Raw genomic sequence first — 25,560 nt, forward strand, 5'->3', positions numbered from 1 at the left:
TACGGACGCTGGGCAATCGTGTTGCCATGGCTCCATCAAGGCAGCCAGCACCGCAACGATCGTCGGACCGACGCATGACAGGAAGGGCGCTGCAGGAGCGCCGTTTGCGCATCTGGTCTCGTGACCCGCACTGCGCTGCTTGCGGAAGGCTGGTCGCCATGCACGAGTTCGAACTCGACCACATCGTCGCCCTCACGAACGGCGGCGCCGACATGGACGAGAACTGCCAGGTGCTTTGCATCGTCGAACCTGACGCGTGCCACCGCCGGAAGACGCAGGCCGACCTCGGTCGGTCGACGTGAATGCGAATGAGTCGCGACGCGATGCCCGGCCTCGACCGCAGGGCCTGAACGCGAACGAGTCGCATCGACGAAGGGTGGGGGCGGGTCGAAAGTCTGGGCCGATTCGGCCCGGAAACCGACCGTCCTCTCACGCACGGAAAATTTCCCCTGTTTGATTAATTGCAGCAGGGGTCGGAAATCAAACAACCCGCGCCGCGCAAGGCTTCAAGCCCGATCCGGCGCACCGAGGTGATGCATGCCGCGAGGTGGCTCCCGCCCGGGTGCTGGCCGACCGAAGGGCAGCACGAAGCCGGGGAAGAAGACGTCCGCATCGAAGGCGGACACGAAGAAGACGAAGGCGAAGGGCGGAAAGGTCACGGTGCTGCCGCCGGGTCCGCCACCGACCGATCCGGTGCTCGAGGGCGAGGTGCTGCCCGCGAAGATGAACCCGCTCGAGTACATGCTCTACGTCATGAACAACCCGAAGGCGGAGGGCGATCGCCGCGATCGAATGGCGGTCGCCGCGGCGCCGTACGTGCACGGGAAGATGGGAGAGCAGGGCAAGAAGGCAGCGAAGGACGCCGCCGCCGCTGCCGTCGGTGGTGGCAGCCGTTTCGGTGCCGCCCCGCCGCCGCGACGCAATAACGTGAACTGATCGGATGGAATGGAGCACCGCCTGTCCCGACTGGACCGAACGCCTTGTCGCCGGGCAGTCGATCATCCCGCCGCCGATCTTCCCCGATGAGGCCGAGCGCGCGCTGGGCATCTTCAAGCAGCTCCGGGTGGTGGATCTGCCCGGCAAGCCGACGTTCGGCGAGTGCAGCGAACAGTGGGTGTTCGATTTCGTGGCCGCCATCTTCGGCGCATACGACGCGGATACCGGCAATCAGCTGATCCGGGAATTCTTCCTGCTGATCAGCAAGAAGAACACGAAGTCGACGATCGCCGCCGGCATCATGCTCACGGCGGTCATCCTGTGCTGGCGTGAGGACGAAGAGCACCTGATCCTCGCGCCGACGAAGGAGGTCGCGGACAACAGCTTCAAGCCCGCGGCGGGCATGGTGCGGGCGGACGAGGAACTGAGCGACCTGTTTCACGTTCAGGACCACATTCGCACGATCACCCGGCGCGACTCCAAGGCGTCGCTGAAGGTCGTGGCGGCAGACACGGACACCGTATCGGGAAAGAAGTCCGGCAAGGTGCTCGTGGATGAGCATTGGCTCTTCGGTAAGCGCTCCAACGCCGAGGCGATGTTCATGGAGGCCTTCGGCGGACAGATTTCCCGCAACGAGGGCTGGGTGATCCTGCTGAGCACGCAGGCGGACGATCCGCCGGCCGGTGTTTTCCGGGAAAAGTTGCACTACTTCCGCGACGTGCGGGACGGCACGATCGTTGATCGCAAGTCGTTGGGCGTGCTGTATGAGTTCCCGCCGGACATGGTGAAGGCGAAGGCCTACCTCGATCCGAAGAACTTCTACATCACGAACCCGAATATGGGGCGCTCTGTGAGCGCCGAGTGGCTGGAAGACCAGCTCCGGAAGAATCTGCCGAAGACGGATGGCACGCTTCAGCAGTTCCTCGCGAAGCACCTCAACGTCGAGATCGGGCTAAACCTCCGCTCCGACCGATGGGCAGGCGCCGACTTCTGGGAGCAGCAGGCACGCCGCGAGGTCACGTTCGACTACCTGCTCGAGTGGGCCGAGGTCATCGACTTCGGCGTCGACGGTGGCGGCCTGGACGACTTGCTTGGCGCCGGTGCCATCGGCCGCCATCGAGTCACGAAGGAATGGATGGCCTGGACGCACGCCTGGGCCCACCCTTCGGTTCTGGCGCGCCGTACGGAGATCGCACCGGCGCTGCGCGACTTCGCGCGGCAGGGTCACCTCACTCTGGTGACGCGCATCGGTGAGGACGTCGCCGAGCTGGCGCAGTTTGTCGCCCAGATTGAAAACGCTGGTCTGCTCGACATGGTCGGAGTCGACCCGGCTGGCCTTGGCGGCGTTCTCGATGCCCTGGAAGATGCCGGCGTGCCCAAAGAAAAGATCGTCGGTGTAAGCCAAGGCTGGAAGCTCGGTGGCGCGATAAAGACGGTGGAGCGGAAGCTCGCCGAAGGCACGATGTGGCACGGCGGCCAGCCAATGATGAATTGGTGCGTGGGCAACGCGCGGATCGTGGTCACCAGTAACGCAATCAACATCACGAAGCAGGCCAGCGGTACGGCGAAGATCGACCCGCTGATGGCCCTCTTCAACGCGGCGTCGCTCATGGCGCTCAACCCCGAATCGAGAGGCGGTATGGACGACTGGCTGGGTGGCATCGTCCGGAGTGGGCGCGCATGAAGATTCCATCGAAGGGCGGCCTTGTCGCACGCGTGCGCGCCGCCGTCGACGGCTGGGTGCGATCGTTCACACCACGCGACAAGGACCTGTACATCGATCGCGCGATGGACACCGAGGCCGGCGTATCGGTGACGGCTAAGACCGCCATGCAGGTCGACGCTGTCTGGTCGTGCGTTCGCCTGATCTCTGAGACGATCGCGACTCTTCCGTTGTCCATGTACGAGCGGACCAGCGCAGGGAAGCGCATCGCGTCGCAACACCCGTTGCACTTCGTTATCCATGACCAGCCGAACGTCGACTCGACGGCGGCGGTCTTCTGGGAGGCCATGGTTGCGGCCATGCTTCTGCGCGGCGCGGGTCGTGCGGAAATGCTGTATGCGGGCGCGAAGCTGATCGGTCTGGCGTTTCTCGACCCTGAAAAGCTGGTCATCACCTGCGACGTGAATGGGAACAAGGTTTATCGCTACCTCCGGCCCGATGGAAACCAGCGGACCATACCCCCGTCACGGATCTGGACGGTGCCAGGGTTCACCCTGGACGGCATCAATGGTGTCTCGGTGATCGCCTACGGCGCCAAGGTCTTCGGCAACGCCATCGCGGCAGACAAGGCGGCTGCCCAGACGTTCCGTAACGGCCTGCTGCAGACGATCTACTACAAGATCAGCTCGTTCCTTACGCCGAGGCAGCGTACGGAGTTCAAGACCAACCTCGTCGGCTCGATCGAGCGTGGCGAGGCACCATTGCTTGAGGGCGGCACGGAAGCCGGAACGCTTGGCATCAAGCCGTCCGACGCGCAATTGCTTGAGTCTCGCTCCTTCTCCGTGGAGTCCATCTGCCGGTGGTTCCGCGTCCCACCCTGGATGGTCGGCCATACGGAGAAGTCGACGAGTTGGGGCACGGGCATCGAGCAGCAGATGATCGGGTTTCTGACGTTCACGCTCGCGCCGTGGCTGCGCCGCGTGGAGCAGGCGATCTCGAAGGACCTGCTGCTGCCGTCGGAACGGCTGCGCTACTACCCGAAGTTCAACGTCGAAGGCCTGCTGCGCGCGGACAGCGCCGGCCGCTCGGCTTTCTACGGCGTCATGGTCGATAAGGGCATCCTGACCCGCGACGAGGTGCGCGAGCTCGAAGACAGGGAGCCGATGGGCGGTAACGCCGCGGTCCTTACCGTGCAGTCGGCTATGACCACGCTCGATGCGTTGGGGACGACCCCGGACGCACAGCAGGCACGCGCGGCCATGCGCGCGTTCCTCGACATACCCGAAGAAAAGAGGGCGTAAGCCGATGACTATCAAGACGCTGCCGGGTGCTCCGGAGGGTCGCCCGTGCGCGGGCATCAGCAGCCAGCTACAGCCGCGCGCGATGGACCGCTGGAACGCCGGTGTGCGTGCCGCGGCCAATGACGAGGGTGATCGCTCCATCAGTGTGTACGACGTCATCGGCTACGACTATTGGAACGGCGACGGCGTCACTGCCAAGCGCGTCGCCGCTGCCCTCCGCAGCATGGGCGCCGGCCCGGTCACGGTGAACATCAATTCGCCTGGCGGCGACATGTTCGAAGGACTCGCCATCTACAACCTGCTGCGTGAGCACGACGGCGAGGTGACGGTGAAGGTGCTCGGCCTCGCAGCGTCCGCGGCGTCGGTCATTGCTATGGCCGGCGACACCGTCGAGATCTCGCGCGCGGGTTTCCTGATGATCCACAACGCGTGGGTCATGGCCGTCGGCAACCGGAACGACCTCGCGGAGGTCGCCGCGACCCTGAAGCCCTTCGACGACGCGATGGCGAGCATCTATGCAGCGCGTACCGGCGCCGACCAGAAGGCGATGGCGAAGCTGATGGACGCAGAGACGTGGATCGGCGGCCAGGCGGCGATAGACGACGGCTTCGCCGACAGCCTTTTGCCCTCCGACCAGGTCGAGAAGGGCAGCGGCAAGGCCTCTGCCTCAGCCGCGCGCCGCATCGAGGCCGGCCTGCGCGCCTCCGGCATGCCGAAGTCCGAGGCGATGCGCCTGATCAGTGAATTCAAGTCCAGCTCGGGCGACCCGGCTGGCGGCGGTGAGGGCGATCCCACCGAACACGGCCAAAAGGCCGTTGCTCAACCCAGCGAAGCGGATATCGCCGCCGCGCTGCGCAGCTTCACCCTCTGACCCCCGCAAGGAGTACCACCATGAACAAGCGCATCGTCCTGCTGGCGGCCATGGCCGTCCTGGGCATTTTCCTCGCGTTCGACGCATCTGCGGCGACCGCGCTCTACCACCTGGTTACCACCCACCCCGCGCATCTGCTCGCCGCCACTCCGGTACTCGCTGCCCTTCCCGAGGGTATCCAGGCAGAACTGAAGCGCATCGGCGACGAGGTGAAGTCCTACGCCGAGAAGGCCGAGAACGAGGTCAAGGCCAGCGCCAAGCTCTCGGAAGAAACGCGTGCCAAGGTCGACGAGCTTCTGCTGGCGCAGGGTGCCCTGCAGGCTGACCTGCAGCACGCCCAGCAGGCACTGGCGAAGATCGAGGCGAATGGTGCTGGCGGCGACGTACAGCACCAGAGCTTCGGCGAGCAGTTCGTCAACAGCGACCAGTTCAAATCCTTCACGGCGAACACGACGCCGCGCGGCCGCGTCGACATGACCTTTAAGGCTGCCATCACCTCCGTGACCACGGATACCGATGGCGCCGCGGGCGACCTGATCCAGGTGACCCGCGTCCCGGGAGTGATCGCGCCGCCGGACCGCCGGATGACCGTCCGCGACCTGATCACCCCGGGCCGTATGGACGGCAATGCACTCGAGTACGTGAAGGAAACCGGCTTCACCAACAATGCCGGCATGGTCGCCGAGGGGGCGAAGAAGCCCGAGTCGAGCCTGAAGTTCGACCTCGTCAGCACCACCGCCAAGGTCATCGCGCACTACATGAAGGCTTCGCGCCAGGTGCTCGACGACGCCTCGCAGCTGGCCAGCTACATCGACGGCCGTCTGCGCTACGGCCTGGCGTTCAAGGAAGAGCAGCAGCTGCTCAACGGCGACGGCACGGGCCAGAACCTGCTCGGAATCATCCCGCAGGCCACGGCCTACGTCGCCCCGTTCGATCCGGGCAGCGCGACGGTGATTGACAAGATCCGTCTCGCCATGCTGCAGGCCGAACTCGCCGAGTTCCCGGCCACGGGTATCGTCCTCAACCCGACCGACTGGGCACGAATCGAGCTCACGAAGGACACCACGGGCCGGTACATCATCGGCAACCCGCAGGGCGTCATCGGCGCGACGCTGTGGAACCGACCGGTCGTCGCGACGCAGGCGATCGCGGTCGACAAGTTCCTGACCGGCGCCTTCCGTCTCGGTGCCCAGCTATTCGACCGCTGGCAGGCGCGCGTCGAGGTGGCGACGGAGAACGAGGACGACTTCGTGAAGAACCTGGTCACGATCCTCGCCGAGGAGCGCCTCGCGCTCGCCGTGTACCGCCCGCAGGCGTTCATCTACGGCGACCTTGGCAACGTGGCCGACGCCTGATCCATCGGCGACCCGGGATCCCGGGCCGCCTTGAGGAGAGACGACATGCAGATCAAGTTCATCCCGCCGGACCCGCGCGCCGGCATGATCGCGACGATGGACAGCAGCCTCGGCGAGCTATTCGTCCGAAAGGGAAACGCGGTGCGAGTCTCCGAGCAGGCCGTCCCCGCGGACGCCGCGACACCGGCGCCCGACCCGGCCCAGGCTGAGCCAGTTGGCGAGCCGGACCTCGGCGAGGAAGAGCAGGAGCAGGAAGAGCAGGAGCAGGAAGAGCAGGAGCAGGAAGAGCAGGAGCAGGAAGAGCAGGAGCAGGACACCAAGCCCGCCCGCGACCTTCCCGCACTCGCTGCTACCTTCGTCGACGGCACTGTTCCCGACGTCACCGCACGAATCGAAGGTGCCGACGATGAACTGCTCAAGGCCGCGCTGGCGACCGAAACCGCAAGCGAGAAGCCGCGCAAGGGCGTCGTCGATGCTCTGATCGCTGCCCTCGCTCCGAAGGCCTGACGTGGATCTGATCACCATCGAGGAGGCCCGCGCTCACTGCCGGGCCGATAGCGATGACGACGCCATGCTCGAGGTCTACGGCGCAGCGGCTGAGGAGTCTGTGCAGAACTTCCTCAACCGTCGCGTCTTCAAGGACTCGGACGCACTCGCGGCGGCTGTGCTCGACGACAGTGCCGGCGACGATCCGATGGTGGTCACGCCTGTCGTTAAAGCGGCTGCCTTGCTGATCCTTGGACACCTGTACCGCAACCGCGAAGAGGTAGTCATGGGTGACAGCGCAGCCGCGGCGCAGCTCCCCGTCGGCGCGACGACGCTGCTCTGGCCCCATCGTGTGGGGCTCGGGGTCTGACCATGGGTCTTCCTGCAGGCGAGCTCCGCCATCGGCTCCGCATCGAGTCCTTGGTGCAGATGGAGGATCCTGATTACGGCGGACCATCCGGAGAGCCGACCTGGGCGTTTGTCGCCAGGGTGTATGCGCGCAGACGGAACACTCTGCGCGCGACAGCAGAGGCTGTTGCCAGTGGCACGACCGTCGCGCCGGTACAGGTTCAGTGGGACATGCGGCCGCGGCCGCTCTATGCATCGATGCGCATGGTCGGTGAGGGTGGTGACCACGACGGCGTCATCTACGACATCAAGAACGTCGCCATCAGCAACGACCGAAGCGAAATGGCGGTCCTCTGCACGTCCGGGGCCAGCAATGGCTGACCTTGATCTTGAGATCGAGGGGCTGGCCGATCTGGAGCGTCGCCTGACGGAACTCGGCGGCCCAGGTGCCCGCCGGTCGCTGTCGAAAGGCCTACGGGCGGGGTCCAATGTGGTGCTCACCGAGGCCCGCCGGCGCGTTCGGAAGAAGACCGGAGCCACGGCGAAGGCCACGAGGACGAAGAGCCAGGGCCAGCAAGGTCAGGACATTACCTATTCGGTGACCACGAACTATGTGGGCCGCTTCCTCGAGCTGGGCACGTCGAGGATGCCGGCATACCCATTTCTGCGCCCAGCGACTGAGGCAAAGGCACACGAGGCGGTAGAGATCATGCGGCAGATAACCCTTGCCGCGATTGAGGTGGAGGCTACGAAGCGATGAGCGTGGAAACTGCTCTCCATGGCGCACTGAAGACAATCGCTCCTACGTACCCGACGATCACGCCGCAAGGCATCACGACCCTGCCGCGCATCACCTATCAGCGTGTTTCCGGCAGCGATGAGCCGTCCTATGACGGCGATGGCCTCGGCGCAACGCGTGTGCGCGTGCAGGTCGACTTCTGGGCACTTGATTACCCAACGGCCCGCCGTCTCGCCGACCAAGCGCGCGCTGCGCTTTATGCCGCGCTGACCGTGGGCCAGATCACCGACAACCCGTCCGACTACGAGTCGGACACCAAGCTTCACCGGGCTTCGTTCGACGTCGAAGCCTGGGAATAACCACCGCGACCGCGGGACCACGCCGGCCATGCCGGTACTTCGAGGCTGCCGTTTCGGTGGCCTCTTTTTTTGGAGACCACCATGGCAGTCAACAAGGCCAAGAGCACTCAGTTCCGCAAGGTCGAGGTGAGCGCGACCGGCGGCTCGTCTGGAACCTGGACGAAGATCGGCCAGACCAGCGACGTGACCCTCTCGACGGGTTCGGCGCAGTTCCTGGATGCCACCAACTACGACAGCACGACGAAGGAATACATCGGCGCGCTGGACGACGTGCAGGACACCAACATCCAGTTCCAGCGGGTGGTGGACGACGAGGGCCAGAACATGGCGCGCGACGCCTCGTTCGAGCGTCCCCGTCCCACGCTGTACTTTCGCATGACCACCGGCCAGGGCGAAGTCATGACCTTCGAGAGCGAGGTCGGCGGCTGGCAGGTTGGCGGCGCCGCGAACACCGTGGAAACGGGCCAGTTCACGGTTCGTCCGCGCAACATCGTCTGGACCGCGCCGGAGACGCCGTAATGTCGAAGCTGCTGACGAAAGACCAGATCCTCGCGGCCGACCGCAAGAAGCACGAAGACATCGAGGTCAAGGAATGGGGCGGAACGGTTCGCCTGCAGGAGCTATCAGCCAGCGACCGGGACCTGTGGGAGGCGGAAGCCTTCACCGTTGCCCCGGACGGCGCAAGCGCGAAGTTCAACCCGAAGCACGCCCGCGCGCGCCTCGTGGTGCGCTGCCTCGTCGATGAAACCGGACGTCGTCTTTTCACCGATGATGAGGTCGCAGCCCTGGGCAGCCTCTCGGCGTCGACGATGCAGAAGCTGTTCAACAAGGCTCGCGCCCTGAACGCGATCACGAACAGCGACATCAAGGAGCTGGAGGGAAACTCCGACGCCGGCCCGAGCGCCGGCGGCTCTTCGACCTCTGCGAAAGGTTCGGCGTAGCGCACCCGTCAATCCTGCTCCGACAGCTCACCTCCAGTGAGTTGTCGGAGCTGATCGCCTACAGCGAATTGCATCCGCTCTCGCCCGGGCAGGAGCGGATGCTCGCGAAGCTGACACATATGGTTGCCATCGGCGCCCAGGTCCAGGTGGACGGCGAACCGATTCCCCTGAGCGACCACTTCATCCGCAAGTTCCCCGACGAGATCTGACCTTGGCCACGATCGCCCAAATCCGTGCCGACCTGGTCGGTTCGAGTGCCAGTTTCCGCGCGGAGATGATTGCTGGCCAACGTCAGGCGAACGAATCCCTGCAGAGCATTCGCAGGGAAGTCACTACGACGGCGACGAGCATCACGACGCTTAACAAGGCCGCTGCTGGCCTGGTCGGGTTCGAGGCGATCAAGGGCGGTGTGCAGTCTCTTCTAGATGCACAGAAGGCGGCGCAGCAGGTCCATTACTCTCTGGTCAGCGCCACCGGCTCGACCACGGCTGCAGACGCGGCGTACAAGGCAGTTTCTGCGACGGCGGAGCAGCTGGGCCTCGATCTGCGCACGTCCGCGTTGGGCTTCTCGTCCATGTCCGCCGCAGCGAGCGCCAACGGCGTGGCGATGCACGACCAGCAGGCACTGTTCGAAGGGCTTGCCCGCTCGGCGACGGTCCTCCACCTGTCGTCCGAGCAGACCGGCCGCGCCATTACCGCGCTCAGCCAGATTTTCGGCAAGGGGAAGATCCAGGCGGAAGAACTCCGGCAGCAGCTCGGCGACGCGATCCCCGGCGTCGTCCCGCGCTTCCAGCAGGCGGTCATGGCCATGACCCGTGGCACGGACCTCGCGGGCAAGTCGTTCGACCAGCTGCTCCAGTCGGGCGACATCACCGTCCAGCGGTTCCTGCCGGCGCTTATCCAGTCCCTCAATGACACTGGCCGCGGTGCCGAGCAGGCGGCCGGCGGCCTCAACGCCTCGGTCAATCGCCTGTCGTCCGAGTGGTTCCGCTTGAAGACGGATCTCTCAGGCGGTCTCTTCAGCGATGCTGCTACGGCGAGCATCGACTTGGTCACGCACAATTTGGAGCACCTCGCGGACGTCGCAGGGATCACCGGCGGACTCGTCGTGGCTCGGCTCGCCGGCGGTGGCCTCGGCAAGGCCTCATCCGGCGCGTCCGCGCTTGTCCAGCAACAGCAGGAGGCGCGCGCCGCGGCCGTGGCCGCGACTGAACTGGCGTCCGCGCAGGCAACCGCTGCGGCAGCAGAGATCAAGCAGAACGAGGCGGCGTTGGCTGGTGTCGCGTCGGCGCGTGCTCAGGCCGCCGCACAGCGCGACGCTGCTGCGGCGGCCCTACAGAAGGCCTTGGCCGAGAATGAGGCCGCACAGGCGACGCTCAACCATCAGCGCACGGCGGCGACCCTGTCGGCGAACACCCGCGCACAGAGAATCGCCACCACCGAGGCCGCCGCCGCACAGGCCGCGCTCTCGCGCGCGCAGGTGCAATACAACGCATCCGCGCAGGCGTCGATCGCGCTCAAGGCTCAGCAGATCGAGTTGGAGGGTGCGCTTTTCCGTGCCCGCGGCGCAGCGACCCTTGCCACTGAGGCGGAGGTAGCGGCCGAACGGCAACTTGCCACCACGAGTGCTGCCGGTCTGCTGGCGCGTGGAGCATCCGGCCTGGGCAACTTCGCCCTTGGCCTCGTCGGGGGGCCATGGGGTGCAGCTGTGGCGGCGATCGGGGCGGTCGGTTACGCCATTTACGATACTCAGAAGCGAGCGGAGGACTACCGAAAGGAAACCGACGAGCTCTCCAAGTCGGTTAAGCAGCTTCGTGAAGAGGCAGAGACTGCAGCCAAGTCCTTTGGCGTGCTCGATGGCTCGATGACCTTCAAGCAGGGCATCGAGCAATACAAACAAGAGTCGGCAGCCATCGCTGAGCAGCGTTCGGCCCTTTCCGACCTGGAGGCGCAGGCCGATGCCATCCGTGCGCGCATCGCCAGCCGTAGCAACGGAACCGCCGGCGGCGCCTTCGCCAATTTGCTCGACCAGCGCGAGCTGGACGGCGTAAACGAGCGTATCGAGGCCCTGCAATCGCAGCTCGGTCCGGCGACCGCTGCTGTCGACGCTCTCGGGAACAAGATGTCGGGCGTGCTCGCGCCATCGATCGGGGACGTGAAGAAAGCCCTTGCCGAACTCGCAAACGGCAAGTCGCTGCTCGACGTGGTCTTCGATCTGTCGTCTGGCGCCGATAAGGGCATCGCTTCGGCGGATGCTGCTCTCGCGAGCCTTCGGGCCGGCCTGCAGGTTTTCCAGGCAGGTGCGAAGGATCTCGCCGACAAGGCTGCAACGGACGGTTTGAACAACGCCCAGAAGGCCGCCTACCTCTACCAGCAACGCCTGAAGGACATCGCCAAGTTGCCAGCCGGGCAGCAGTCGGGAGCCCGCGCGACACTTGACCAGGATTACGCGCCGTATCTGGAGGCTGCGAAGCGGTTGGACGCGGCGGACGCCGCGAAGAAGGCGGCCTCGGCAGCGACCTCTCAAGCCAAACAGTACGCTGAGGCCACCCAGCGCCTCATTGACGAGGCGAAGCAGCATTCGGCGGTGCTGGCGGAACAGGCTGACGGCACGCAGAAGCTCACCGAGAGCCAGGCGAAGCTTGCCGCGTTCGAGCAAGAGCTGCTCACCACGAAGAACAAGTCGCTGATCGCGCGCGCGGCCGAGTACCGCGCGATCTTGCAAGAGAACGCAGCCAAGGAAGTGGCACAGCGACAGGCCCAGGAGGAGGCGGCCGCCCTCGCGCGCAGCATCGCCCTTCGCGACCAGCTGAGCGCACGCATTGACCGGCAGAACGAGGCGAACGCCCTCGCGGTCGCCGGCGTCGGTCATGGTCAGGAACTGACACAGCAGCTCCAGGACGAGCTGCGCATCCGCCAGGAATACGACCGCCAGCGGCAGCAGTACGACAAGCAGGCCGGTCAGCTGAAGCCCGGCGTCGCCGGATCGGTGGGATCGAAGGAGTACAACGAAGACGTCGCGCGGATGTTCGCCAGCCAGCAGCAGGAACTGGCGATCTACCGTGCCGGCGTTCAGCAGCGCCTCGATGCCGAGAAGGATTGGTCCAACGGTGCGCAGGCCGCCCTGGAGGACTACGTCTCGTCCGCCAACGATGTCGCCGGCCAGACGAAACAGGCGTTCTCGGATGCCTTCGGCGGCCTGGAAGATGCTCTGGTTACCTTCGTGCAGACCGGCAAGCTGAGCTTTACGGACCTGGCGAATTCGATCATCGCTGACATCGCGCGCATGCAGGTGAAAGCGGCCGCGAGCGGGCTTTTCCAGGTGGCCGCTAATGCCATCGGCGCCTATTTCGGCGGTGGGTCCGGTGGGTCGGTCCAGTCAATCGGCGGCGACACGTCGTACCTGGGGAACTCCTACAACACCGGTCAGTACGGCGGTGGTTTCAATCTGGGAGGTGGCAGGGCCGGCGGCGGTAGCACTTCGGCCGGAACGCTCTACGAGGTCGCGGAGCACGGTCCGGAGCTCTACCAGTCCGGCGGCCGAAGCTACCTGCTCTCCGGCAAGGACGGCTACGTCACACCGGCTGGGAGCAGCCGTGGCGCGACGTCTGCGGGTGCGGGCGGTGGTCTCATTGTGAATATCACCAATACCCAGGGCGACAAGGTCCAGGCCACGGCCAAAGAGAGTAAGGGGCCCGGTGGTGCTCGGCAGCTGGACATCATGATCGATGCCGTGGAGGCCAAGATCGCGGGCAATGTGTCACGTGGTCAGGGTCCGCTGTCGTCCGCGCTCAGCAGCCGCTACAGCCTGAACAAGGGGCAGAACATCTAATGGCAGATCCGATTTTCCCAGCGGCGTTGCCCGCCGTTCGTGTGGGCGACGGTTACGGCTATCAGCCGGTTTCGCCGTTCGCACGCACAAACATGGACAGCGGTCTGGCCCGGCAGCGACGCCGCTTCGTCAGCGTTCCGACGACCGTTACTGCCAAGCTTCGCCTCACGACAACACAACTGGGCACCTTCGAGTCCTTCTTCTGGAACGACCTCAACGCCGGCGTATCCTGGTTCGTGGTTCCGCTCGTGAACGGCCGCGGCATGAACAGCGTTCGCGCACGCATCACGGAGGCGCCGGCGACGGCGGGCACCGAGTCACCGGACGTGTGGGACGTATCGCTTAAGTTGGAAACCCTGTCGCTGCCGGTGGCCTCGTAATGGCGGATTATTCGCAGGCGCTGAAGGAGGCCTACGCTTCCAATCCCGTCGAACAGGTGATCCTCGACACGCTAGAGATCTACCACCCCGCATTCGTCGATGATGACGGCCACCCGGCACCGGCGCGTGTCGTGCGTGCATACGAAGACCTCTTCGCGGTCCTGGAACTGGACGCGCCGATGAATCCAGGCCAGCAGGTCCGCTTCGTGGCCATGGCCTTCGACTTCGTTCTTCCGGGTTTCGAGGAAGGCAAGACGCCTGAACTCAAGATCACCCTGGACAACGTCGGTCGCGAGCTCGTCGGTTACCTGGAGGCTGCAGCGAGCGATCCGAAGCAGGTGACGGTGATCTACCGGCCGTACCTGATTTCCGACCTCTCTGGGCCGCAGATGGATCCGCCCATCACGATGCTAGTCACCGGGGTAAGCGTCGACGTCTTCCAGGTGCAGATCAGCGCCTCGCTCGATGACGTGAACAACTGGGCCTTTCCCCATCGGCTCTATCAGCCGGAGGAGTTTCCGGGGCTCGTGCGATGACGCCCGAGCAGATCACGGGCCTCGTCGGCAAGCGCTATGCCCTTGGCGCCGACGGCCCCGACGCATACGACTGCCGCGGTCTTCTGCTGCACTGCCAGCGCACCTTCTTCGGAAAGCCTCTCCCGGAACTGCCAATGGGACAGGGCATGCGCGACCTGTTCGGCGAGAAGCTGGCCAGCGGTGCCTGGGAGCAGGTGGAACGGCCCGAGCATGGAGATGCAGCCTTGCTGCGCGGCGGGGATTACCCCCACGTCGGAATCTGGCTCACGTGTGTTGGCCCAGGCGTTCTTCACGCCCTTGACGGGGTCGGGGTCATCTGGTCGCCCCAGAACACATTGCGCCTGCTGGGCTTCAGTAGGATTCGATTCATCCGATTCCACGCGCCTCCCTCGTAGGTTTATCCTCATCGAAACGACTGAGGGGAGGCAGCGATGCGAAAGGTGTGGATACTTGTTGGGCTGTTGGGTGTAGCGGCCTGTAGCCCGGTACGGCCGATGGTCACGGAACCGTCGATGGCCGTTGCAAGCGCTGGGCGTTTCCCTGTGACGGTGGAGCGTGGGCGGTGGGCGGGCCTCAATTCGACGCCAATTGGCGTGTACATCGATCGGAAGCTCGTTGCCGTGGTTGGCGGTGGGCAGGTGGTGACCATGTACGTGAACGAAGGTAGGCACTCCGTCGGAGTTGGCCCAGACCGCGGCCCTCCTGACGTACTGGTGCCGAACGACGAGCTGGCCGTCGACGTGTCCTCAGAGTCACGCCCAATCCTTCGCACGAACGTGTCGGCCATGGGATACGGCGGCTGGAAGATAGAGCGCGTAAGCCAGTAACGGCGCTCCAACCTTTGATTTTACGAACCCCGCCCAGGCGGGGTTTTTTATTGCCCAGAGGAAAGACATGCAGTCCACGGTAGTCGAAATCACCGACTGGGCGAGGCCGCAGATCGGACGCGAACTGCACCAGGTCAGGGGCCGGTTGCGAATCGACACCCAACTGCGTCGTCAGGGGCTCATCGTTGGGCGGGGCCGGCATATGCGCCGCGTAAAGCCCTTCGTCGTGACCACGAACGGCAAGGACTATTTGCTTCAGGCCGACTGGAAGCGATGCCTGAAGGATGGCGAAGTTCTCCTCGTCATCGCGGCGCCCCCAGCGGGTGGTGGTGGCGGCTCAAGAATCCTCGCGATCCTTGCAATCGTGGCCCTGTCGATCTTCACAGCGGGCGCGGCGACCGCAGCTCTGGCGGCCGCCGGTGCATCGGCTGGCGTGGCTGCCGCTGGTGGCGCTATCGCCGGCGCTCTCGTAACCACGCTCGGCAACATGCTCGTCAACGCGATCATGCCGCCCCCCAAGCCGCCGAGCGGCCAGAACCGAGGATCTACGAGCCCGAACTACTCGATCGGTGCCCAAGGCAACACGGCTCGGCTCATGGAATCGATGCCCGTCCTTTACGGGCGGTTTCGCATCTATCCGGACTATGCCGCGCAGCCGTACACCGACTATCGCGGGAACGATCAGTACCTGTACCAGCTGTTCGTCATCACCCAAGGGAAGATGCAGATCGAAGAGATCCGCATCGACGAGACGAACGTCGACAGCTTCTCTGACGTGCGCTACGAGGTCATCCCTCCTGGCGGCCAGTTGACGCTCTTCCCAGACAACATCGTCACGTCCGAGGCGGTCGCCGGCATCCAGCTGGAGAAGCCCAGCGATGGAGGCGACTGGTCCGGTCCGTTCGTGACCAACCCGCCTGAGACGCAGGCGACCCGCATCGGCATTGATGTCGGCTGGCCTGGCGGGCTCTATCGCTACAACGACGAAGGGAAGAAGCGCACGGCGAACAGCCCGTGGACCGCGCAGGCCCAGCGTATCGACGACGAGGGAAACGCTCTGGGCGATTGGTTCACCCTGATCAACGAAAACAAGTCGTCGGACAGCGAGAAGCCGATCTACACGTCCTTTACCTTCGACGTGCCCGCAGGGCGATACCAGGTGCGCCTGCGGCAGAACCAGCCGGCGGACCTGAATGGGCAAGTCGTCAACATGATGACGTGGCAGTCCCTCAAGGGCTATTTGCCGAGCCAACTTACCTACGGCGACTGCACGATGCTGGCCATGGTCATCAAGGCCGGCGCGCAGGTGAATGGGCAGACCTCGCGCAAGGTCAACGTGATCGGTACGCGCATCCTCCCCGTGTGGAACGGCTCCGTATGGGCCGAGCAGCCTACCCGGAATCCCGCCTGGGCGCTGGCGGATGCGTTTCGCAACACGACCTATGGCCGCGGCTGGGCGGACAACCGGATCAACCTCGACGGCCTGCTGGCGGAAGCGCAGACGTGGGCAGCTCGTGGGGACACCTACGACGGGGTCTTCGATACGAAAGTCACCCTCTGGGATGCGGTCACGCAGATCGCACGCGCAGGCCGCGCGCTGCCGATGTACTTCGCAGGCGTCGTCGAGATTATCCGAGACGCGCCGCGGCAGGTGCCGACCCTGATGCTGACGCCCGACGAGATCGTGCAGGGCAGCTTCAAGATCGACTACGTGTACCCCACGTTCGACAGCCCCGACTACGTCATCGTCGAGTACACGAATCCGAACACGTGGCAGCCGCAGACCGTCCCGTGCGCTCTCACCGGCTCGGCCAAGCTGCGCCCGAAGAACGTCCAGCTTCCCGGCGTCATCTCCCGCGATCAGGCATTCCGCGAAGGCATGTACATGGCCGCGAGCAACCGCGACCAGAGAAAGTTCATCACCGTCACCGTGGAGATGGATGGCTATATCCCTCGGTACGGCGATCGCATCGACATCGCGCACGACGTTCCGCAGTGGGGCATCTCGGGCCGCATCGTCGGCTACGACGAGGCCACGGGCGTGCTGACCACCAGCGAACCGGTCGCGTGGTACGCCGGGCAAAACCACTTCGTGGCGCTGCGCGCGCTCGATGGCTCGGTGCAGGGGCCGTACAAGGTGCTCCAGGGCGATGACCTGTTCCACATGGTGCTCACGGGTCTCACGCAGCAGCAGAAGGATGCGCTGTGGATCTCAGATGGCAGCCATGCGGAGCCGACCAGCTTCTCGTTCGGTCCAGGCAGCCAACAGTTTCAAAGCTGCCTCCTGCTGCGTGCCACGCCGCAGGGCGACGACCATGTCGAGCTCTACATGGTGAACTACGCCCCGAGCGTCTACCTCGCCGAGGTGAACGCCGACGTTCCACCCCCGGGATCGCCCTCGCTCCTCACGCCAGCCAGCGGCGCCCCCGACGTAGGTGACATCGGCCTAAACCAGAACGAAGGATCACAGACGGTGCATCTCTGGGTGCCGCCTGTAGCCGGCGCGGTCGCCTACGAATTCGAGATCAGCTACGACGGCGGCGTCACCTGGGTGCCCGTGGGCGTCAGCGTCTACAACTACATCGATGCAGTGATTCCGCCCGGCACGTGGATCGTCCGCGCTCGGGCGATCGGCGCGAGCGGTATCCCCGGTGGCTGGAATCAGAACCCTGTCACGGTGGACGGCAAGCCGTGGCCGCTGGGTGCGCTGCAATCGCTCACGTGCTTCGAGCTGGTTATGGCGATCCGCCTCGTGTGGGCCATGCCGACCGGATTCGATGTACTCGATGCCGCATCCACCGAGATCCGGGTCGGCACGACGAACAACTTCGCGCTATCGTCGTTCCTTGCCGAAGTGGCATATCCGACGGCAACGTACACCCACAACACGAACACGGCCGGCGAGGAGTATTTCTTCTGGGCGCGCCTTACGAGTAAGTCCGGAAATGATCCGGGCCCGTGGATAGGGCCGGTGGTCGGGCAGACCAGCACTGATGCAACCGCGATCCTTGCCGTTCTCACCGGGAAAATCTCGTCGACGCAGCTGGCGCAGGACCTGCTCGCTAAAATCGAAACCGGTGCGGAGTTTGCCGCCTACCTAAATGCGCCCGACTGGGCTGCCGGCACAGCCTACGCAGCCTCGACTATCGTCAGCCACAGCGGGAGGCTATGGCGTGCTGCGCAGGCTGTGCCATCCGGTGGGCCCGAGCCAGGCACTTCCCCTGCCTTCTGGGAAGATGTTGGAAGCATCGCGCAGACCGCTTACGGCCAGGCGGCCACGATCCACGACACCACGCTCAAGGTAAGCGATCTTGACGGGCAGGTGCAGGGCGTCGCTTCCCAGGTAGATGCTCTCGAAGTGACGTCTGGTATCCCGGTGAAGGCCGGAGCGGACACGACGCCGGCTGGCGCCAATACGCGCCGAGCAGGCATCTACACCTACTCGGTGACGCGCGTCGACGGCGACCTCGCCGAAGCGATAAAGACTGAGACCCTGTCCGCTCAGGTGAACACCTATTCGGCATCGATCCAGACGATCCAACAGGCTCAGGCCACAACGGACGGCAAGGTATCGGCGAGTCAAGTCGTCAAGGTGCAGGTGGCCGCTAACGGTCAGACATACCTCGCCGGGATCGCCATTGGCGTGGACTACTCGGGTGGTACGGTTACTTCGCAAGTCCTCGTCAACGCGGCAACCTTCGCTGTCTTCGACGCGTCCAGCGGCTCACCGCCAACTATTTTTCCTTTCGTCATCCAAGGTGGGCAGGTCTTTATCAACCAGGCGCTGATCGGCACCGGCTGGATCACGAACGCGATGATCGGCAACGCGATTCAATCAACGGCCGTAGACAGCACGGGGCAGCCGCTGTGGTCGCTCAACAAAACGACCGGCCTTGTAATGCGCGGATCGGGTTCGGGCTGGCGCACGGAGCGCGACGGCGCCGGTGCCCGGCTGTACGACGGCAACGGCGTCCTCCGTTTCCGCTGGGGTGCTTGGTAATGGGTATCGGCATTCAAGTCCTCGGCATTCAAGTGTTCGACGCCGCGGGAAACCTGCAGATCGACGTCACCACTCGGCTATCACGCGTCATCGGAACGACGGTCATCCCTGCTGGAAGCAGCGGAGCGATCGCGGTGCCTAACGCAGGGCAGGGTGCCATCTGGTACGCCATCTATACGACGAACGGCAACCGATATACCCCGGTTATCTCCGTGGACAATGGCGTCATTTCATGGGTGCCTCGCGGCGGATTCCCTGGCGGTCCAGTCGATACAACCATGATCTACGGCCTCTACTGATGACGATCGGATTTCAGGTCCTTCTCGCCGACGGCACGACGGTGCAGGCGGATGACACATATCGAAACTTGTCCGTTCGCGAGCAGGGATCGGCCACGACTACAAACCTGACCGCTGCGGGCGGCACATCGTTCATCGTGTTCTACCGCACCGGTTTGACTATGCCGCTTCTCGCAGTGGGCGGTACCGGTTATGCCACCGGCCAGGTCTGGTATGACGCTGCGAATGCACGCTGGGGCTTCATGATCACCTCGGGCGGCGGGGTAGGCACGTCGGTGCCGTTCTACATTTTCGACGTCCCTTACGACTCCGATCCTGGTTTCGGCCTGCAGGTCTTCAATGCGGCTGGTCAGAAGACGTTCGACATCATGCAGAAATACATGCGCGTGAATGACTTCTACTCGGTCAGCGCAGCCGTGTTGGCGACACGAAACTACGACCCTTCGCGCGTCTACGCATGCATCCACATGATCGTAGGCTTTCGAATATCGGCTCAGGCTGGCAACACGCAGCTCGTCGCGAGCAGGGTATCGGGCGGCTCAGTCACCACGACGGGAATCATTGTGGACGGACCTCAGGGCATTCCCACTATCAATGAAGCGTTGGCCGTGATCCTCGTGGTCGACGTTACCTACTACTGAGGCATCCATGGCACAGCAAGCTATCAATTTTGACCCTGCGACTGGTGATGACACCAGTGGTGCGCTGCGGAAGCTCGACAACAACGTCAATGACCACGAGACGCGCATTGTCGCAGTGAAGGCAACAGCCGACGGAGCTGCTGGGACGGCCGCGACTGCTGGGACGGCCGCGAATACGGCGAACACCGCTCTCACGGCGACTGGCTGGTCTGCGGCGGTGGCGCCCCAGATCAACTCGATCGATGGTGTGAACCGCTCGGCGATCTACCGATTCATTGCGACTACACCTGGCGCGCTACCTACGAACCAGGCCTACGGAACGCTGATTACGCTGTCGTACAGCGCATCGGACTACACGCAGCTCGCCACAAGCGTCACGAACAACGAAATGGCGTTTCGCTTCTATCGAGGTGCGGGCGGCGGCTGGAACGCCTGGAACCGCGTATGGCATTCCGGCAACACGACCGTCGACGCCAACCTATTCATCAAGAAGGCCAACTAAGATGCATGTGCAAGGCTCCGTTGCGTTCAATTTCCTGCCAGACGGCACGATCGTAGAAGAGGGCGACCATTCGCCGGCTGTCAGCGACGGGATCAACGTTCCGTTCGACGCGCTGTCCATCCATGTGTCCCATGCCGCCACCGGTGACTATCGAATCGATGGTCCGGGACTGAGCTGGCCGGCGGGTTGGAAGATCACCATCTTCAAAGACGAGAACGACGAAAACACGGTGCGCGTGACTCTCTCTGCGGACGCGGGCACGCTGCGCGTTCAGTGCGTCGACCCGACGACCCACGATCCGAAAGACGTGGTCTACATGATGACGGTGCGCGTTGGCATAAACGCCGACATCGAATACGTGCCGCCCGTCCCGCCGCCGATGCCCGAAGGTGTCGCCCCGCCGATCGGCGAGCCTGCGGGATTTGAGCCCGACGCCACGGCCTGACACCGCCGTCACGCCCTGACGGTATGCTGCGGCCATGTGCGGCCGCTACGCCACCTTCGGACCTGTCTCCGTCTCTCGCCACGAGCGGGAGGTGCTCGAGCAAATCGAGTTGGACATCATCAGCGAGATCAATCAGCGGGAGCCGAAGTACAACATTGCCCCGATGCAGCGCGCGCCGGTGGTCGTGTACGGGGATGGCGGCTACCACGTCCGCGACTACCGCTGGGGCCTGGTGCCTCACTGGTCGAAGGATCTCAAGTTCGGGGCGAAGACGATCAACGCCCGCGCCGACACCGTGGCGAGCAAGCCATCGTTCCGCGAGGCGTTCAAGAAGCGTCGATGCCTGGTGCCGGCCAGCGGCTACTATGAGTGGAAGGGCCAGTCGCCGAACAAGCAGCCCTATTTCATCCACGACCCTGCCGGCCACCTGCTCATGTTCGCGGGCCTGTGGGAAGGCTGGCGGGAATCGCCCGAGGCCGAGTGGGTGCATACCTTCACGGTCATCACCGGCGAGCCTGGGAAGGTCTCCGGCGACATCCACGACCGGCAGCCGGTGATCCTGCCGCCCGACCTGTGGACCGTGTGGTGCGAGGCGCCGCCGGCAGACGCCGCGGGCGTGCTCGCCGATGTCCCTGAGGCGGACTTGGTCTACCACCCCGTCTCGAAGGCCGTGGGCTCGCCGAAGAACAGGGGGGCGGAACTGGTCGAACCTGCGGTTATCGTTGAGCCTTTTTAAGTCCCGTCGTCAGGCGGTCAGCATTGCCGAGGGCGATGATTTTGCGGATGCAGATATCGGCTCGCAAAATAAAATGTCAGATGCGATGAGTCGCTCCGCCGGCTACAGGCCCGCAGCTTCTTTCGCAAGTTCGCTCATTTCCTTTTGGAAGCTGCCCTGAAGTTCGGTAAGCCTCGAAACTATCTCGCCCTGCGAAAAGACCTCCATCAAGGCCTTCGCCATTGCCAAGCATTGATTCGTCGGCATGATCAATACGCTGGTAGGGACGATGACCTCCTCACCCTCCGTGTCCTGGCTTTGTACTCCTAGGGTTAACTTTGAGGTAAATGGTCCCAACTGCATGCCAAGCATCTGATCTACGAAGATCGTGGAACAAGAAGGAAGTGACTGCTTGTCGACACGAATTCCGACGTTTTCCTTCACCTCAAGCTCCTTAACCTGGATTCTCTTCTTCGATGCCATTGTCGATCTCCTTAATTTCTTCGTCGTAGCTTCGGACATATAGATCTTTCTCTGCGAGAAGAAAGCTTTCGCGCGCGAGAGCTGAGTAGGGGACAAGCTTGACGAGCAGGGCGCAACGAAAGGCGTGAGCTACTTCTTTCAGTCGAGCTAACGAATGAGATCCGTATTCCGGATCTTCCATCCTACTGATCGCCGATTGTCGCGTGGATAAGCGGTCGGCAAGATCGCGTTGGGTCATTCCCCGCATCTCACGATTAATCCGGATCTGCCATGAGATGCCTTGGTCAACAGCTGCTTCTGCGTACGACTTTCTGTACTCCTCGTTTCGCCATTTCCGCTTTTGTGCCAGAAGCTGCGCAGACGTCGATCGACGCGCCTCATCAACTGAAATGCGAGCGACCGGAGTCAGCGACGCCGTTACTTTAACGGTGATCGTGGTGCTCCCGCCCAATCGCGGCTGCTTCTGCTCAGTCACATTCCGTCGTAAGGCGCCTGAAGTCGGCGCAAACGACAGATTGATAGTGGCTTGCGAGCTTGATCGCGTTTTTGGGGTGGTAGACACCGTCATTCTCATGTCCCGGTAGTGTCATTACAAAACGACCCTCGGAAGGATCGGCGTGGCCGAAGACTCGCCATTGCCGACGCGACTCACCCTCGAATCGTATCACATATATGTGTTTGCCAAGCGGGGACGCGTGCGGCCTAGACCATCTGCTAAGCGGCTGTTGCGTCAGCTGTTCTTTCGCCCGGTCGAGGCGTGCCTCGGCGTAAGCCGACAAGTCCGACTTAATCCAGGCGTCAATAACGTCCCTTCCGCGCTCGTCCTTGCGGCAAAACCAAGACCAAGGGGGGCCCTTCGCGTCGCCCACTGCCCCCTCTGTGATCACCGTGCCGGTCAGTACCGTGCCAGCAGCAGCCCCCGGGCGATGTTTCTTCCCCATGTTGCATCCTTTCCGTCCTTCCTTAAATGTCGGCGCGTGCCGTGAGACCTTGAGGCTCAGCCGATTCTAAGGTCGATTTTCGGCCGCTACAATGCATCGCAGCCTATGCGATCCAGCCCATCAGCGACGCACAGGATCCCGGCGCCATAGCCGTCGCGCGGCACGGTCCCGATGGGTCCGAGTCGCTCCGCTGTGTACGACGCGGCAAGCACGACATCGAGATGGCCCGCCACGTCCGCCCTGGCGATGATGAGCTGCGCCCGAAACCGCGCCTCGTCGAAGTCGCCGGCCAGCGCAGCTTGGGCCATAGCCTCGCAGTCCCGCACGATCTGCGCCACGGTGATGATGGTTTCTTCGTCGGGTTCCATGGTCGGAGTCTAGCGGCGGCAAGCAGTTGCCGAGACGTTCTTCTGCCGATTCCGCATACGGTCCACATTTCTGAGACCGGCCGCGCGTACCGTCGCGCCCATGGCCCGCAGCGATCACCCACTCGTTTACTGGAAGCATTACGCGTACGGCTATGAGGCAAGGCTGACGCCATACGGGCGGGCCTTTGCACTGGCTCGGATGGTTACCGGTGTGCCAGGCATTCACTACGAACTGGTCTGGATCTACGGGCCAAAGTTCTGGCGACCGCAGCGCGTGTTCAACGTGATCACGATCGAGCGCATGGTCGACCGCTGGGTCGCATGCCATCGCGACAGCCTGATACGGAAGATGCCGCCCGACCCGATGAGGGTCATGGTGGCCAACCCGATCTTCGAGCAGCAGGATGACGCGATCACCTGCAGCGAGTCCACCTGCCCGGGTTGCGGGCGGTTCCTGGGGCACTGCACGAGGACGATATCGCGGGCCGCGCGTCAGAGGGGGAATGTGGGCTGGGCCTGCGCCTAGTCGCGGCGCTGGGTGGCCTCGTAGCGCGCTACTGCGCACTTCGGGCATTCGCGTTGCCGCCAGCCGCCGAGGGTGCGCTGCCATGGGTTGTAGCCGCCGTGGTGCGGGCAGATCACCCACGCATTCTCGCGCTCGCGCCGCGCATCCGCTTCACTGCGGGATCGGTTCCGACCATAGAAGGCCATCAGCGACAACCCCGGCGCCGAGGCAGGGGCCGCTGGTTTGGCAGGCAGATCGGGCAGGCCCGGTTATCCGGGTATCGCTCGCGGTGCCGCTCGCAGAACATGAAGCCGCGGCCGGCGAATGTGTGTCGATGGGTGAGGGCGCGGCGCTCCTCGAGCGTGTCGCGCATGAGCTTTCGGAACGAGGTCATGTGGCGATTTTCTCGCCACTCGTTCTCACCGTTCGCGACGGAAATTGCGGTCCGCAATTACTCAAAGTCATTAGCCAAATAGCGCAGAAATGCACGGTCTTTTGATGCCTAATCGGACCGGAAAATCTGGGTAAGCGTCGGTGCAACGCCATTCCTGACGAGACTTAAAATCCCTCATCCGAAAGGGTATGTGGGTTCGAGTCCCACTCCGGGCACCATCTGCAAGTTTCGCGGCATCGCAAGCCATCCCTCCTGCAATCCAACTGCCCGAAATGTCCCTAGGAATAGGGCCTTCGGTGTCTCCTTGTGTCCCTAGGCGTCTCATCGCGTCCCTTCTTGCATGTGAGTAACTTTGTGAGTAGGCTAATAGCTACTCACCATGGGCGACTCGGTTACTCACCATGCTCACCGATGCGAAACTTAGGGCCCTGAAGCACCGAGAGACGCTTTACCGCGTCACTGACTCGGCGGGCCTCGCGGTCGAAGTGCCGGTTAACGGTGCTCCTCGCTGGCGCTTCCGCTACCGCTTCGACGGCAGGGCGAAGATGCTCAGCTTAGGCACGTATCCCAGCGTATCCCTTGCGCAAGCTCGCCTCCGGCGTGATGCGGCTAGAGCGCAACTGGCGAACGGCATCGACCCGAGTGCGAATCGCCAAGAAGAAAAGCGCTCGCGTTCGTTGGCACTCGCGCCTGTTCCCACCTTCCGTTCAGTAGCCGAAATCTGGATGTCACGTCAGGACGTTTCCGAAGCGACAGCCAATAAATCCCGGTGGATCTTCACTAAGTTCCTTTACCCGGATCTCGGTGCACTCCCTCTGCGCGAAATCACGTCCCGAGTCGTACTGGACTGCCTCCGAAAGATCGAGGGGGCGGACATGCTGGAAACAGCCCGTCGCGCGAAAATCAGGGTGGGGCAGGTGTTCCGCTTTGCTGTGATCGAGGGGCTGACCGACGTCGATCCTACGCAGCCCCTCCGTGGGGCGCTCAAGGCTCCGAAGGTCAAGCACCACGCAGCCATCGTGGACCCGGTAAAGATCGGTGGTCTACTGCGGGCCATCGACGGGTTCTCCGGGCAGTTCGTGACCCTGTGCGCCCTCCAGTTGGCTCCCCTTGTGTTCGTGCGTCCGGGCGAACTACGGGCCGCTCAATGGTCCGAGTTCGATCTTGACGGGCATGTGTGGCGAATTCCTGGGGAGCGCATGAAGATGAAGGCGGCTCATGTCGTGCCGCTGTCGAAACAGGCTGTTTCGGTCTTGCGCAAGCTGCATGAGTTTACCGGCCACGGACGTTACGTCTTCCCAAGCCTCCGGTCAGCGCACCGTCCCATGAGCGAGAACACAATCAACGCCGCGCTGCGTCGCCTTGGCTACTCCGGCGAAGAAATGACCGGGCACGGCTTCCGCAGCTTGGCCGCCACGCGCCTGAACGAAATGGGTTGGAACGCGGACGCCATCGAGCGCCAGCTAGCCCATGCGGAGTCAAACAAGGTCCGTGATGCCTACACGCATGCCGCTCAGTATCTCAAGGAGCGCACGAAGATGATGCAGGCGTGGTCGGATTATCTGGACAGCCTGAGGGCTGGTGGCAAGGTCGTTGCATTCAAACCGCAGGCGGGGTCTGCGGCGTAAAAATTCCGACGCGAAGTCGGGAGCGGCGGGACAGGGTGTAGCAGCACCCCGCCCGCCTAACCACA

30 protein-coding genes are annotated in these 25,560 nt (G+C 63.6%); 25 read left to right on the forward strand and 5 right to left on the reverse strand.

All coding sequences use genetic code 11. The features are described from left to right. Window positions 1-74 precede the first annotated feature (74 nt). The 17 genes from IM816_RS18695 (at window position 75) to IM816_RS05875 (ending at window position 13,747) form a co-directional block, all read left to right on the forward strand. On the forward strand, window positions 75-302 hold the full coding sequence (locus tag IM816_RS18695; protein ID WP_256470256.1) for an HNH endonuclease: 228 nt from the start codon (window positions 75-77) through the stop codon (window positions 300-302). 235 nt (window positions 303-537) lie between these two features. Then, window positions 538-936, forward strand: a complete 399-nt coding sequence (locus IM816_RS05800) for a hypothetical protein (protein ID WP_250340134.1) — start codon at window positions 538-540, stop codon at window positions 934-936. 4 nt (window positions 937-940) lie between these two features. Then, window positions 941-2,620: a terminase large subunit gene (locus tag IM816_RS05805; RefSeq protein ID WP_250340135.1), complete on the forward strand. Its 1,680-nt coding sequence runs from the start codon at window positions 941-943 to the stop codon at window positions 2,618-2,620. After that, window positions 2,617-3,900, forward strand: coding sequence for a phage portal protein (locus IM816_RS05810; protein WP_250340136.1), 1,284 nt, complete (start codon window positions 2,617-2,619; stop codon window positions 3,898-3,900). Before IM816_RS05805 ends, IM816_RS05810 begins: the two co-directional genes overlap by 4 nt. A 4-nt stretch (window positions 3,901-3,904) precedes the next feature. Next, the gene (locus IM816_RS05815; protein ID WP_250340137.1) at window positions 3,905-4,771 is read left to right on the forward strand and encodes a head maturation protease, ClpP-related; all 867 of its coding nucleotides are present in this window, start codon (window positions 3,905-3,907) and stop codon (window positions 4,769-4,771) included. Window positions 4,772-4,791: 20 nt separating this feature from the next. Beyond that, on the forward strand, window positions 4,792-6,126 hold the full coding sequence (locus IM816_RS05820; protein WP_250340138.1) for a phage major capsid protein: 1,335 nt from the start codon (window positions 4,792-4,794) through the stop codon (window positions 6,124-6,126). Between the two features lie 45 nt (window positions 6,127-6,171). Next, entirely contained in the window at window positions 6,172-6,633 is a 462-nt protein-coding gene (locus IM816_RS05825) for a hypothetical protein (RefSeq protein ID WP_250340139.1), read from the forward strand. A gap of 1 nt (window position 6,634) precedes the next feature. Then, a complete protein-coding gene (locus IM816_RS05830) occupies window positions 6,635-6,982 on the forward strand; it encodes a head-tail connector protein (RefSeq protein ID WP_250340140.1) in 348 nt (115 codons plus the stop codon). Window positions 6,983-6,984: 2 nt separating this feature from the next. Next, entirely contained in the window at window positions 6,985-7,341 is a 357-nt protein-coding gene (locus IM816_RS05835) for a head-tail adaptor protein (protein WP_250340141.1), read from the forward strand. After that, window positions 7,334-7,720 (forward strand): HK97-gp10 family putative phage morphogenesis protein, encoded by a 387-nt coding sequence (locus IM816_RS05840; RefSeq protein ID WP_250340142.1) that lies wholly within the window; start codon window positions 7,334-7,336, stop codon window positions 7,718-7,720. Before IM816_RS05835 ends, IM816_RS05840 begins: the two co-directional genes overlap by 8 nt. Window positions 7,721-7,722: 2 nt before the next feature. Further along, window positions 7,723-8,058 carry a tail completion protein gp17 gene (gene gp17 / locus IM816_RS05845; RefSeq protein WP_250340143.1) on the forward strand — a complete coding sequence of 112 codons (336 nt, stop codon included), beginning with the start codon at window positions 7,723-7,725 and terminating at the stop codon, window positions 8,056-8,058. Window positions 8,059-8,139: 81 nt separating this feature from the next. Beyond that, on the forward strand, window positions 8,140-8,577 hold the full coding sequence (locus tag IM816_RS05850) for a hypothetical protein (RefSeq protein ID WP_250340144.1): 438 nt from the start codon (window positions 8,140-8,142) through the stop codon (window positions 8,575-8,577). Beyond that, on the forward strand, window positions 8,577-8,999 hold the full coding sequence (locus IM816_RS05855; protein WP_250340145.1) for a phage tail assembly chaperone: 423 nt from the start codon (window positions 8,577-8,579) through the stop codon (window positions 8,997-8,999). The genes IM816_RS05850 and IM816_RS05855 overlap by 1 nt, the downstream gene beginning before the upstream one ends. 41 nt (window positions 9,000-9,040) lie before the next feature. Next, window positions 9,041-9,208 (forward strand): hypothetical protein, encoded by a 168-nt coding sequence (locus tag IM816_RS05860; protein WP_250340146.1) that lies wholly within the window; start codon window positions 9,041-9,043, stop codon window positions 9,206-9,208. A gap of 2 nt (window positions 9,209-9,210) precedes the next feature. Continuing rightward, window positions 9,211-12,831, forward strand: a complete 3,621-nt coding sequence (locus tag IM816_RS05865) for a phage tail tape measure protein (protein ID WP_250340147.1) — start codon at window positions 9,211-9,213, stop codon at window positions 12,829-12,831. After that, window positions 12,831-13,211: a hypothetical protein gene (locus tag IM816_RS05870; RefSeq protein WP_250340148.1), complete on the forward strand. Its 381-nt coding sequence runs from the start codon at window positions 12,831-12,833 to the stop codon at window positions 13,209-13,211. Before IM816_RS05865 ends, IM816_RS05870 begins: the two co-directional genes overlap by 1 nt. Continuing rightward, complete coding sequence (locus IM816_RS05875; protein WP_250340149.1) at window positions 13,211-13,747, forward strand: DUF1833 family protein; 537 nt, start codon at window positions 13,211-13,213, stop codon at window positions 13,745-13,747. Before IM816_RS05870 ends, IM816_RS05875 begins: the two co-directional genes overlap by 1 nt. Here the strand turns inward: IM816_RS05875 and IM816_RS05880 are convergent. Further along, a complete protein-coding gene (locus tag IM816_RS05880; protein WP_250340150.1) occupies window positions 13,714-14,127 on the reverse strand; it encodes a hypothetical protein in 414 nt (137 codons plus the stop codon). The genes IM816_RS05875 and IM816_RS05880 overlap by 34 nt on opposite strands. A gap of 514 nt (window positions 14,128-14,641) precedes the next feature. Here IM816_RS05880 and IM816_RS05885 point away from each other — a divergent pair. From IM816_RS05885 to IM816_RS05910, 6 genes are read left to right on the forward strand one after another with little or no spacing between them, the layout of a single operon-like run. Continuing rightward, window positions 14,642-18,574 carry a host specificity factor TipJ family phage tail protein gene (locus IM816_RS05885; protein WP_250340151.1) on the forward strand — a complete coding sequence of 1,311 codons (3,933 nt, stop codon included), beginning with the start codon at window positions 14,642-14,644 and terminating at the stop codon, window positions 18,572-18,574. Continuing rightward, complete coding sequence (locus IM816_RS05890) at window positions 18,574-18,873, forward strand: hypothetical protein (protein WP_250340152.1); 300 nt, start codon at window positions 18,574-18,576, stop codon at window positions 18,871-18,873. The genes IM816_RS05885 and IM816_RS05890 overlap by 1 nt, the downstream gene beginning before the upstream one ends. Further along, entirely contained in the window at window positions 18,873-19,514 is a 642-nt protein-coding gene (locus IM816_RS05895; RefSeq protein ID WP_250340153.1) for a hypothetical protein, read from the forward strand. Before IM816_RS05890 ends, IM816_RS05895 begins: the two co-directional genes overlap by 1 nt. A gap of 7 nt (window positions 19,515-19,521) precedes the next feature. Continuing rightward, a complete protein-coding gene (locus IM816_RS05900) occupies window positions 19,522-20,016 on the forward strand; it encodes a pyocin knob domain-containing protein (RefSeq protein WP_250340154.1) in 495 nt (164 codons plus the stop codon). Between the two features lies 1 nt (window position 20,017). After that, the gene (locus tag IM816_RS05905) at window positions 20,018-20,461 is read left to right on the forward strand and encodes a hypothetical protein (protein WP_250340155.1); all 444 of its coding nucleotides are present in this window, start codon (window positions 20,018-20,020) and stop codon (window positions 20,459-20,461) included. Window positions 20,462-20,495: 34 nt separating this feature from the next. Next, complete coding sequence (locus IM816_RS05910) at window positions 20,496-21,197, forward strand: SOS response-associated peptidase (protein WP_256470257.1); 702 nt, start codon at window positions 20,496-20,498, stop codon at window positions 21,195-21,197. Between the two features lie 102 nt (window positions 21,198-21,299). Here the strand turns inward: IM816_RS05910 and IM816_RS05915 are convergent, their stop codons facing one another. The 3 genes from IM816_RS05915 to IM816_RS05925 all read right to left on the reverse strand — a co-directional run bounded on the left by IM816_RS05915 (window position 21,300) and on the right by IM816_RS05925 (window position 22,968). After that, window positions 21,300-21,659 carry a hypothetical protein gene (locus IM816_RS05915; protein WP_250340157.1) on the reverse strand — a complete coding sequence of 120 codons (360 nt, stop codon included), beginning with the start codon at window positions 21,657-21,659 and terminating at the stop codon, window positions 21,300-21,302. Continuing rightward, the gene (locus IM816_RS05920) at window positions 21,631-22,134 is read right to left on the reverse strand and encodes a helix-turn-helix domain-containing protein (RefSeq protein ID WP_250340158.1); all 504 of its coding nucleotides are present in this window, start codon (window positions 22,132-22,134) and stop codon (window positions 21,631-21,633) included. Before IM816_RS05920 ends, IM816_RS05915 begins: the two co-directional genes overlap by 29 nt. 552 nt (window positions 22,135-22,686) lie before the next feature. Next, window positions 22,687-22,968, reverse strand: coding sequence for a hypothetical protein (locus tag IM816_RS05925; RefSeq protein WP_250340159.1), 282 nt, complete (start codon window positions 22,966-22,968; stop codon window positions 22,687-22,689). A 100-nt stretch (window positions 22,969-23,068) separates the two neighbouring features. Between IM816_RS05925 and IM816_RS05930 the strand changes: the two genes are divergently transcribed. Beyond that, window positions 23,069-23,494, forward strand: a complete 426-nt coding sequence (locus IM816_RS05930; RefSeq protein WP_250340160.1) for a hypothetical protein — start codon at window positions 23,069-23,071, stop codon at window positions 23,492-23,494. Here IM816_RS05930 and IM816_RS05935 read toward each other — a convergent pair. Beyond that, window positions 23,491-23,679 carry a hypothetical protein gene (locus IM816_RS05935; RefSeq protein WP_250340161.1) on the reverse strand — a complete coding sequence of 63 codons (189 nt, stop codon included), beginning with the start codon at window positions 23,677-23,679 and terminating at the stop codon, window positions 23,491-23,493. The two genes, IM816_RS05930 and IM816_RS05935, sit on opposite strands and share 4 nt — an antisense overlap. A gap of 589 nt (window positions 23,680-24,268) precedes the next feature. Between IM816_RS05935 and IM816_RS05940 the strand changes: the two genes are divergently transcribed. After that, on the forward strand, window positions 24,269-25,495 hold the full coding sequence (locus tag IM816_RS05940; protein WP_250340162.1) for a tyrosine-type recombinase/integrase: 1,227 nt from the start codon (window positions 24,269-24,271) through the stop codon (window positions 25,493-25,495). Window positions 25,496-25,560 lie beyond the last annotated feature (65 nt).

It is taken from the genome of Luteibacter flocculans (genome assembly GCF_023612255.1).
GTDB lineage: Bacteria > Pseudomonadota > Gammaproteobacteria > Xanthomonadales > Rhodanobacteraceae > Luteibacter > Luteibacter flocculans.

Excerpts from the sequence above, each read along its gene's own strand:
- IM816_RS05800 (WP_250340134.1), top strand. The coding sequence starts at position 538 with ATGCCGCGAGGTGGCTCCCGCCCGGGTGCTGGCCGACCGAAGGGCAGC.
- IM816_RS05910 (WP_256470257.1), top strand. The coding sequence starts at position 20,496 with ATGTGCGGCCGCTACGCCACCTTCGGACCTGTCTCCGTCTCTCGCCAC.
- IM816_RS05855 (WP_250340145.1), top strand. The coding sequence starts at position 8,577 with ATGTCGAAGCTGCTGACGAAAGACCAGATCCTCGCGGCCGACCGCAAG.
- IM816_RS05805 (WP_250340135.1), top strand. The coding sequence starts at position 941 with ATGGAATGGAGCACCGCCTGTCCCGACTGGACCGAACGCCTTGTCGCC.
- IM816_RS05885 (WP_250340151.1), top strand. The coding sequence starts at position 14,642 with ATGCAGTCCACGGTAGTCGAAATCACCGACTGGGCGAGGCCGCAGATC.
- IM816_RS05825 (WP_250340139.1), top strand. The coding sequence starts at position 6,172 with ATGCAGATCAAGTTCATCCCGCCGGACCCGCGCGCCGGCATGATCGCG.
- IM816_RS05820 (WP_250340138.1), top strand. The coding sequence starts at position 4,792 with ATGAACAAGCGCATCGTCCTGCTGGCGGCCATGGCCGTCCTGGGCATT.
- IM816_RS05900 (WP_250340154.1), top strand. The coding sequence starts at position 19,522 with ATGGCACAGCAAGCTATCAATTTTGACCCTGCGACTGGTGATGACACC.
- IM816_RS05850 (WP_250340144.1), top strand. The coding sequence starts at position 8,140 with ATGGCAGTCAACAAGGCCAAGAGCACTCAGTTCCGCAAGGTCGAGGTG.
- IM816_RS05815 (WP_250340137.1), top strand. The coding sequence starts at position 3,905 with ATGACTATCAAGACGCTGCCGGGTGCTCCGGAGGGTCGCCCGTGCGCG.
- IM816_RS05875 (WP_250340149.1), top strand. The coding sequence starts at position 13,211 with ATGGCGGATTATTCGCAGGCGCTGAAGGAGGCCTACGCTTCCAATCCC.
- IM816_RS05895 (WP_250340153.1), top strand. The coding sequence starts at position 18,873 with ATGACGATCGGATTTCAGGTCCTTCTCGCCGACGGCACGACGGTGCAG.
- IM816_RS18695 (WP_256470256.1), top strand. The coding sequence starts at position 75 with ATGACAGGAAGGGCGCTGCAGGAGCGCCGTTTGCGCATCTGGTCTCGT.
- IM816_RS05840 (WP_250340142.1), top strand. The coding sequence starts at position 7,334 with ATGGCTGACCTTGATCTTGAGATCGAGGGGCTGGCCGATCTGGAGCGT.
- IM816_RS05940 (WP_250340162.1), top strand. The coding sequence starts at position 24,269 with ATGCTCACCGATGCGAAACTTAGGGCCCTGAAGCACCGAGAGACGCTT.
- IM816_RS05890 (WP_250340152.1), top strand. The coding sequence starts at position 18,574 with ATGGGTATCGGCATTCAAGTCCTCGGCATTCAAGTGTTCGACGCCGCG.
- IM816_RS05835 (WP_250340141.1), top strand. The coding sequence starts at position 6,985 with ATGGGTCTTCCTGCAGGCGAGCTCCGCCATCGGCTCCGCATCGAGTCC.
- IM816_RS05810 (WP_250340136.1), top strand. The coding sequence starts at position 2,617 with ATGAAGATTCCATCGAAGGGCGGCCTTGTCGCACGCGTGCGCGCCGCC.
- IM816_RS05905 (WP_250340155.1), top strand. The coding sequence starts at position 20,018 with ATGCATGTGCAAGGCTCCGTTGCGTTCAATTTCCTGCCAGACGGCACG.
- IM816_RS05870 (WP_250340148.1), top strand. The coding sequence starts at position 12,831 with ATGGCAGATCCGATTTTCCCAGCGGCGTTGCCCGCCGTTCGTGTGGGC.
- IM816_RS05915 (WP_250340157.1), bottom strand. The coding sequence starts at position 21,659 with ATGGCATCGAAGAAGAGAATCCAGGTTAAGGAGCTTGAGGTGAAGGAA.
- IM816_RS05930 (WP_250340160.1), top strand. The coding sequence starts at position 23,069 with ATGGCCCGCAGCGATCACCCACTCGTTTACTGGAAGCATTACGCGTAC.
- IM816_RS05925 (WP_250340159.1), bottom strand. The coding sequence starts at position 22,968 with ATGGAACCCGACGAAGAAACCATCATCACCGTGGCGCAGATCGTGCGG.
- IM816_RS05935 (WP_250340161.1), bottom strand. The coding sequence starts at position 23,679 with ATGGCCTTCTATGGTCGGAACCGATCCCGCAGTGAAGCGGATGCGCGG.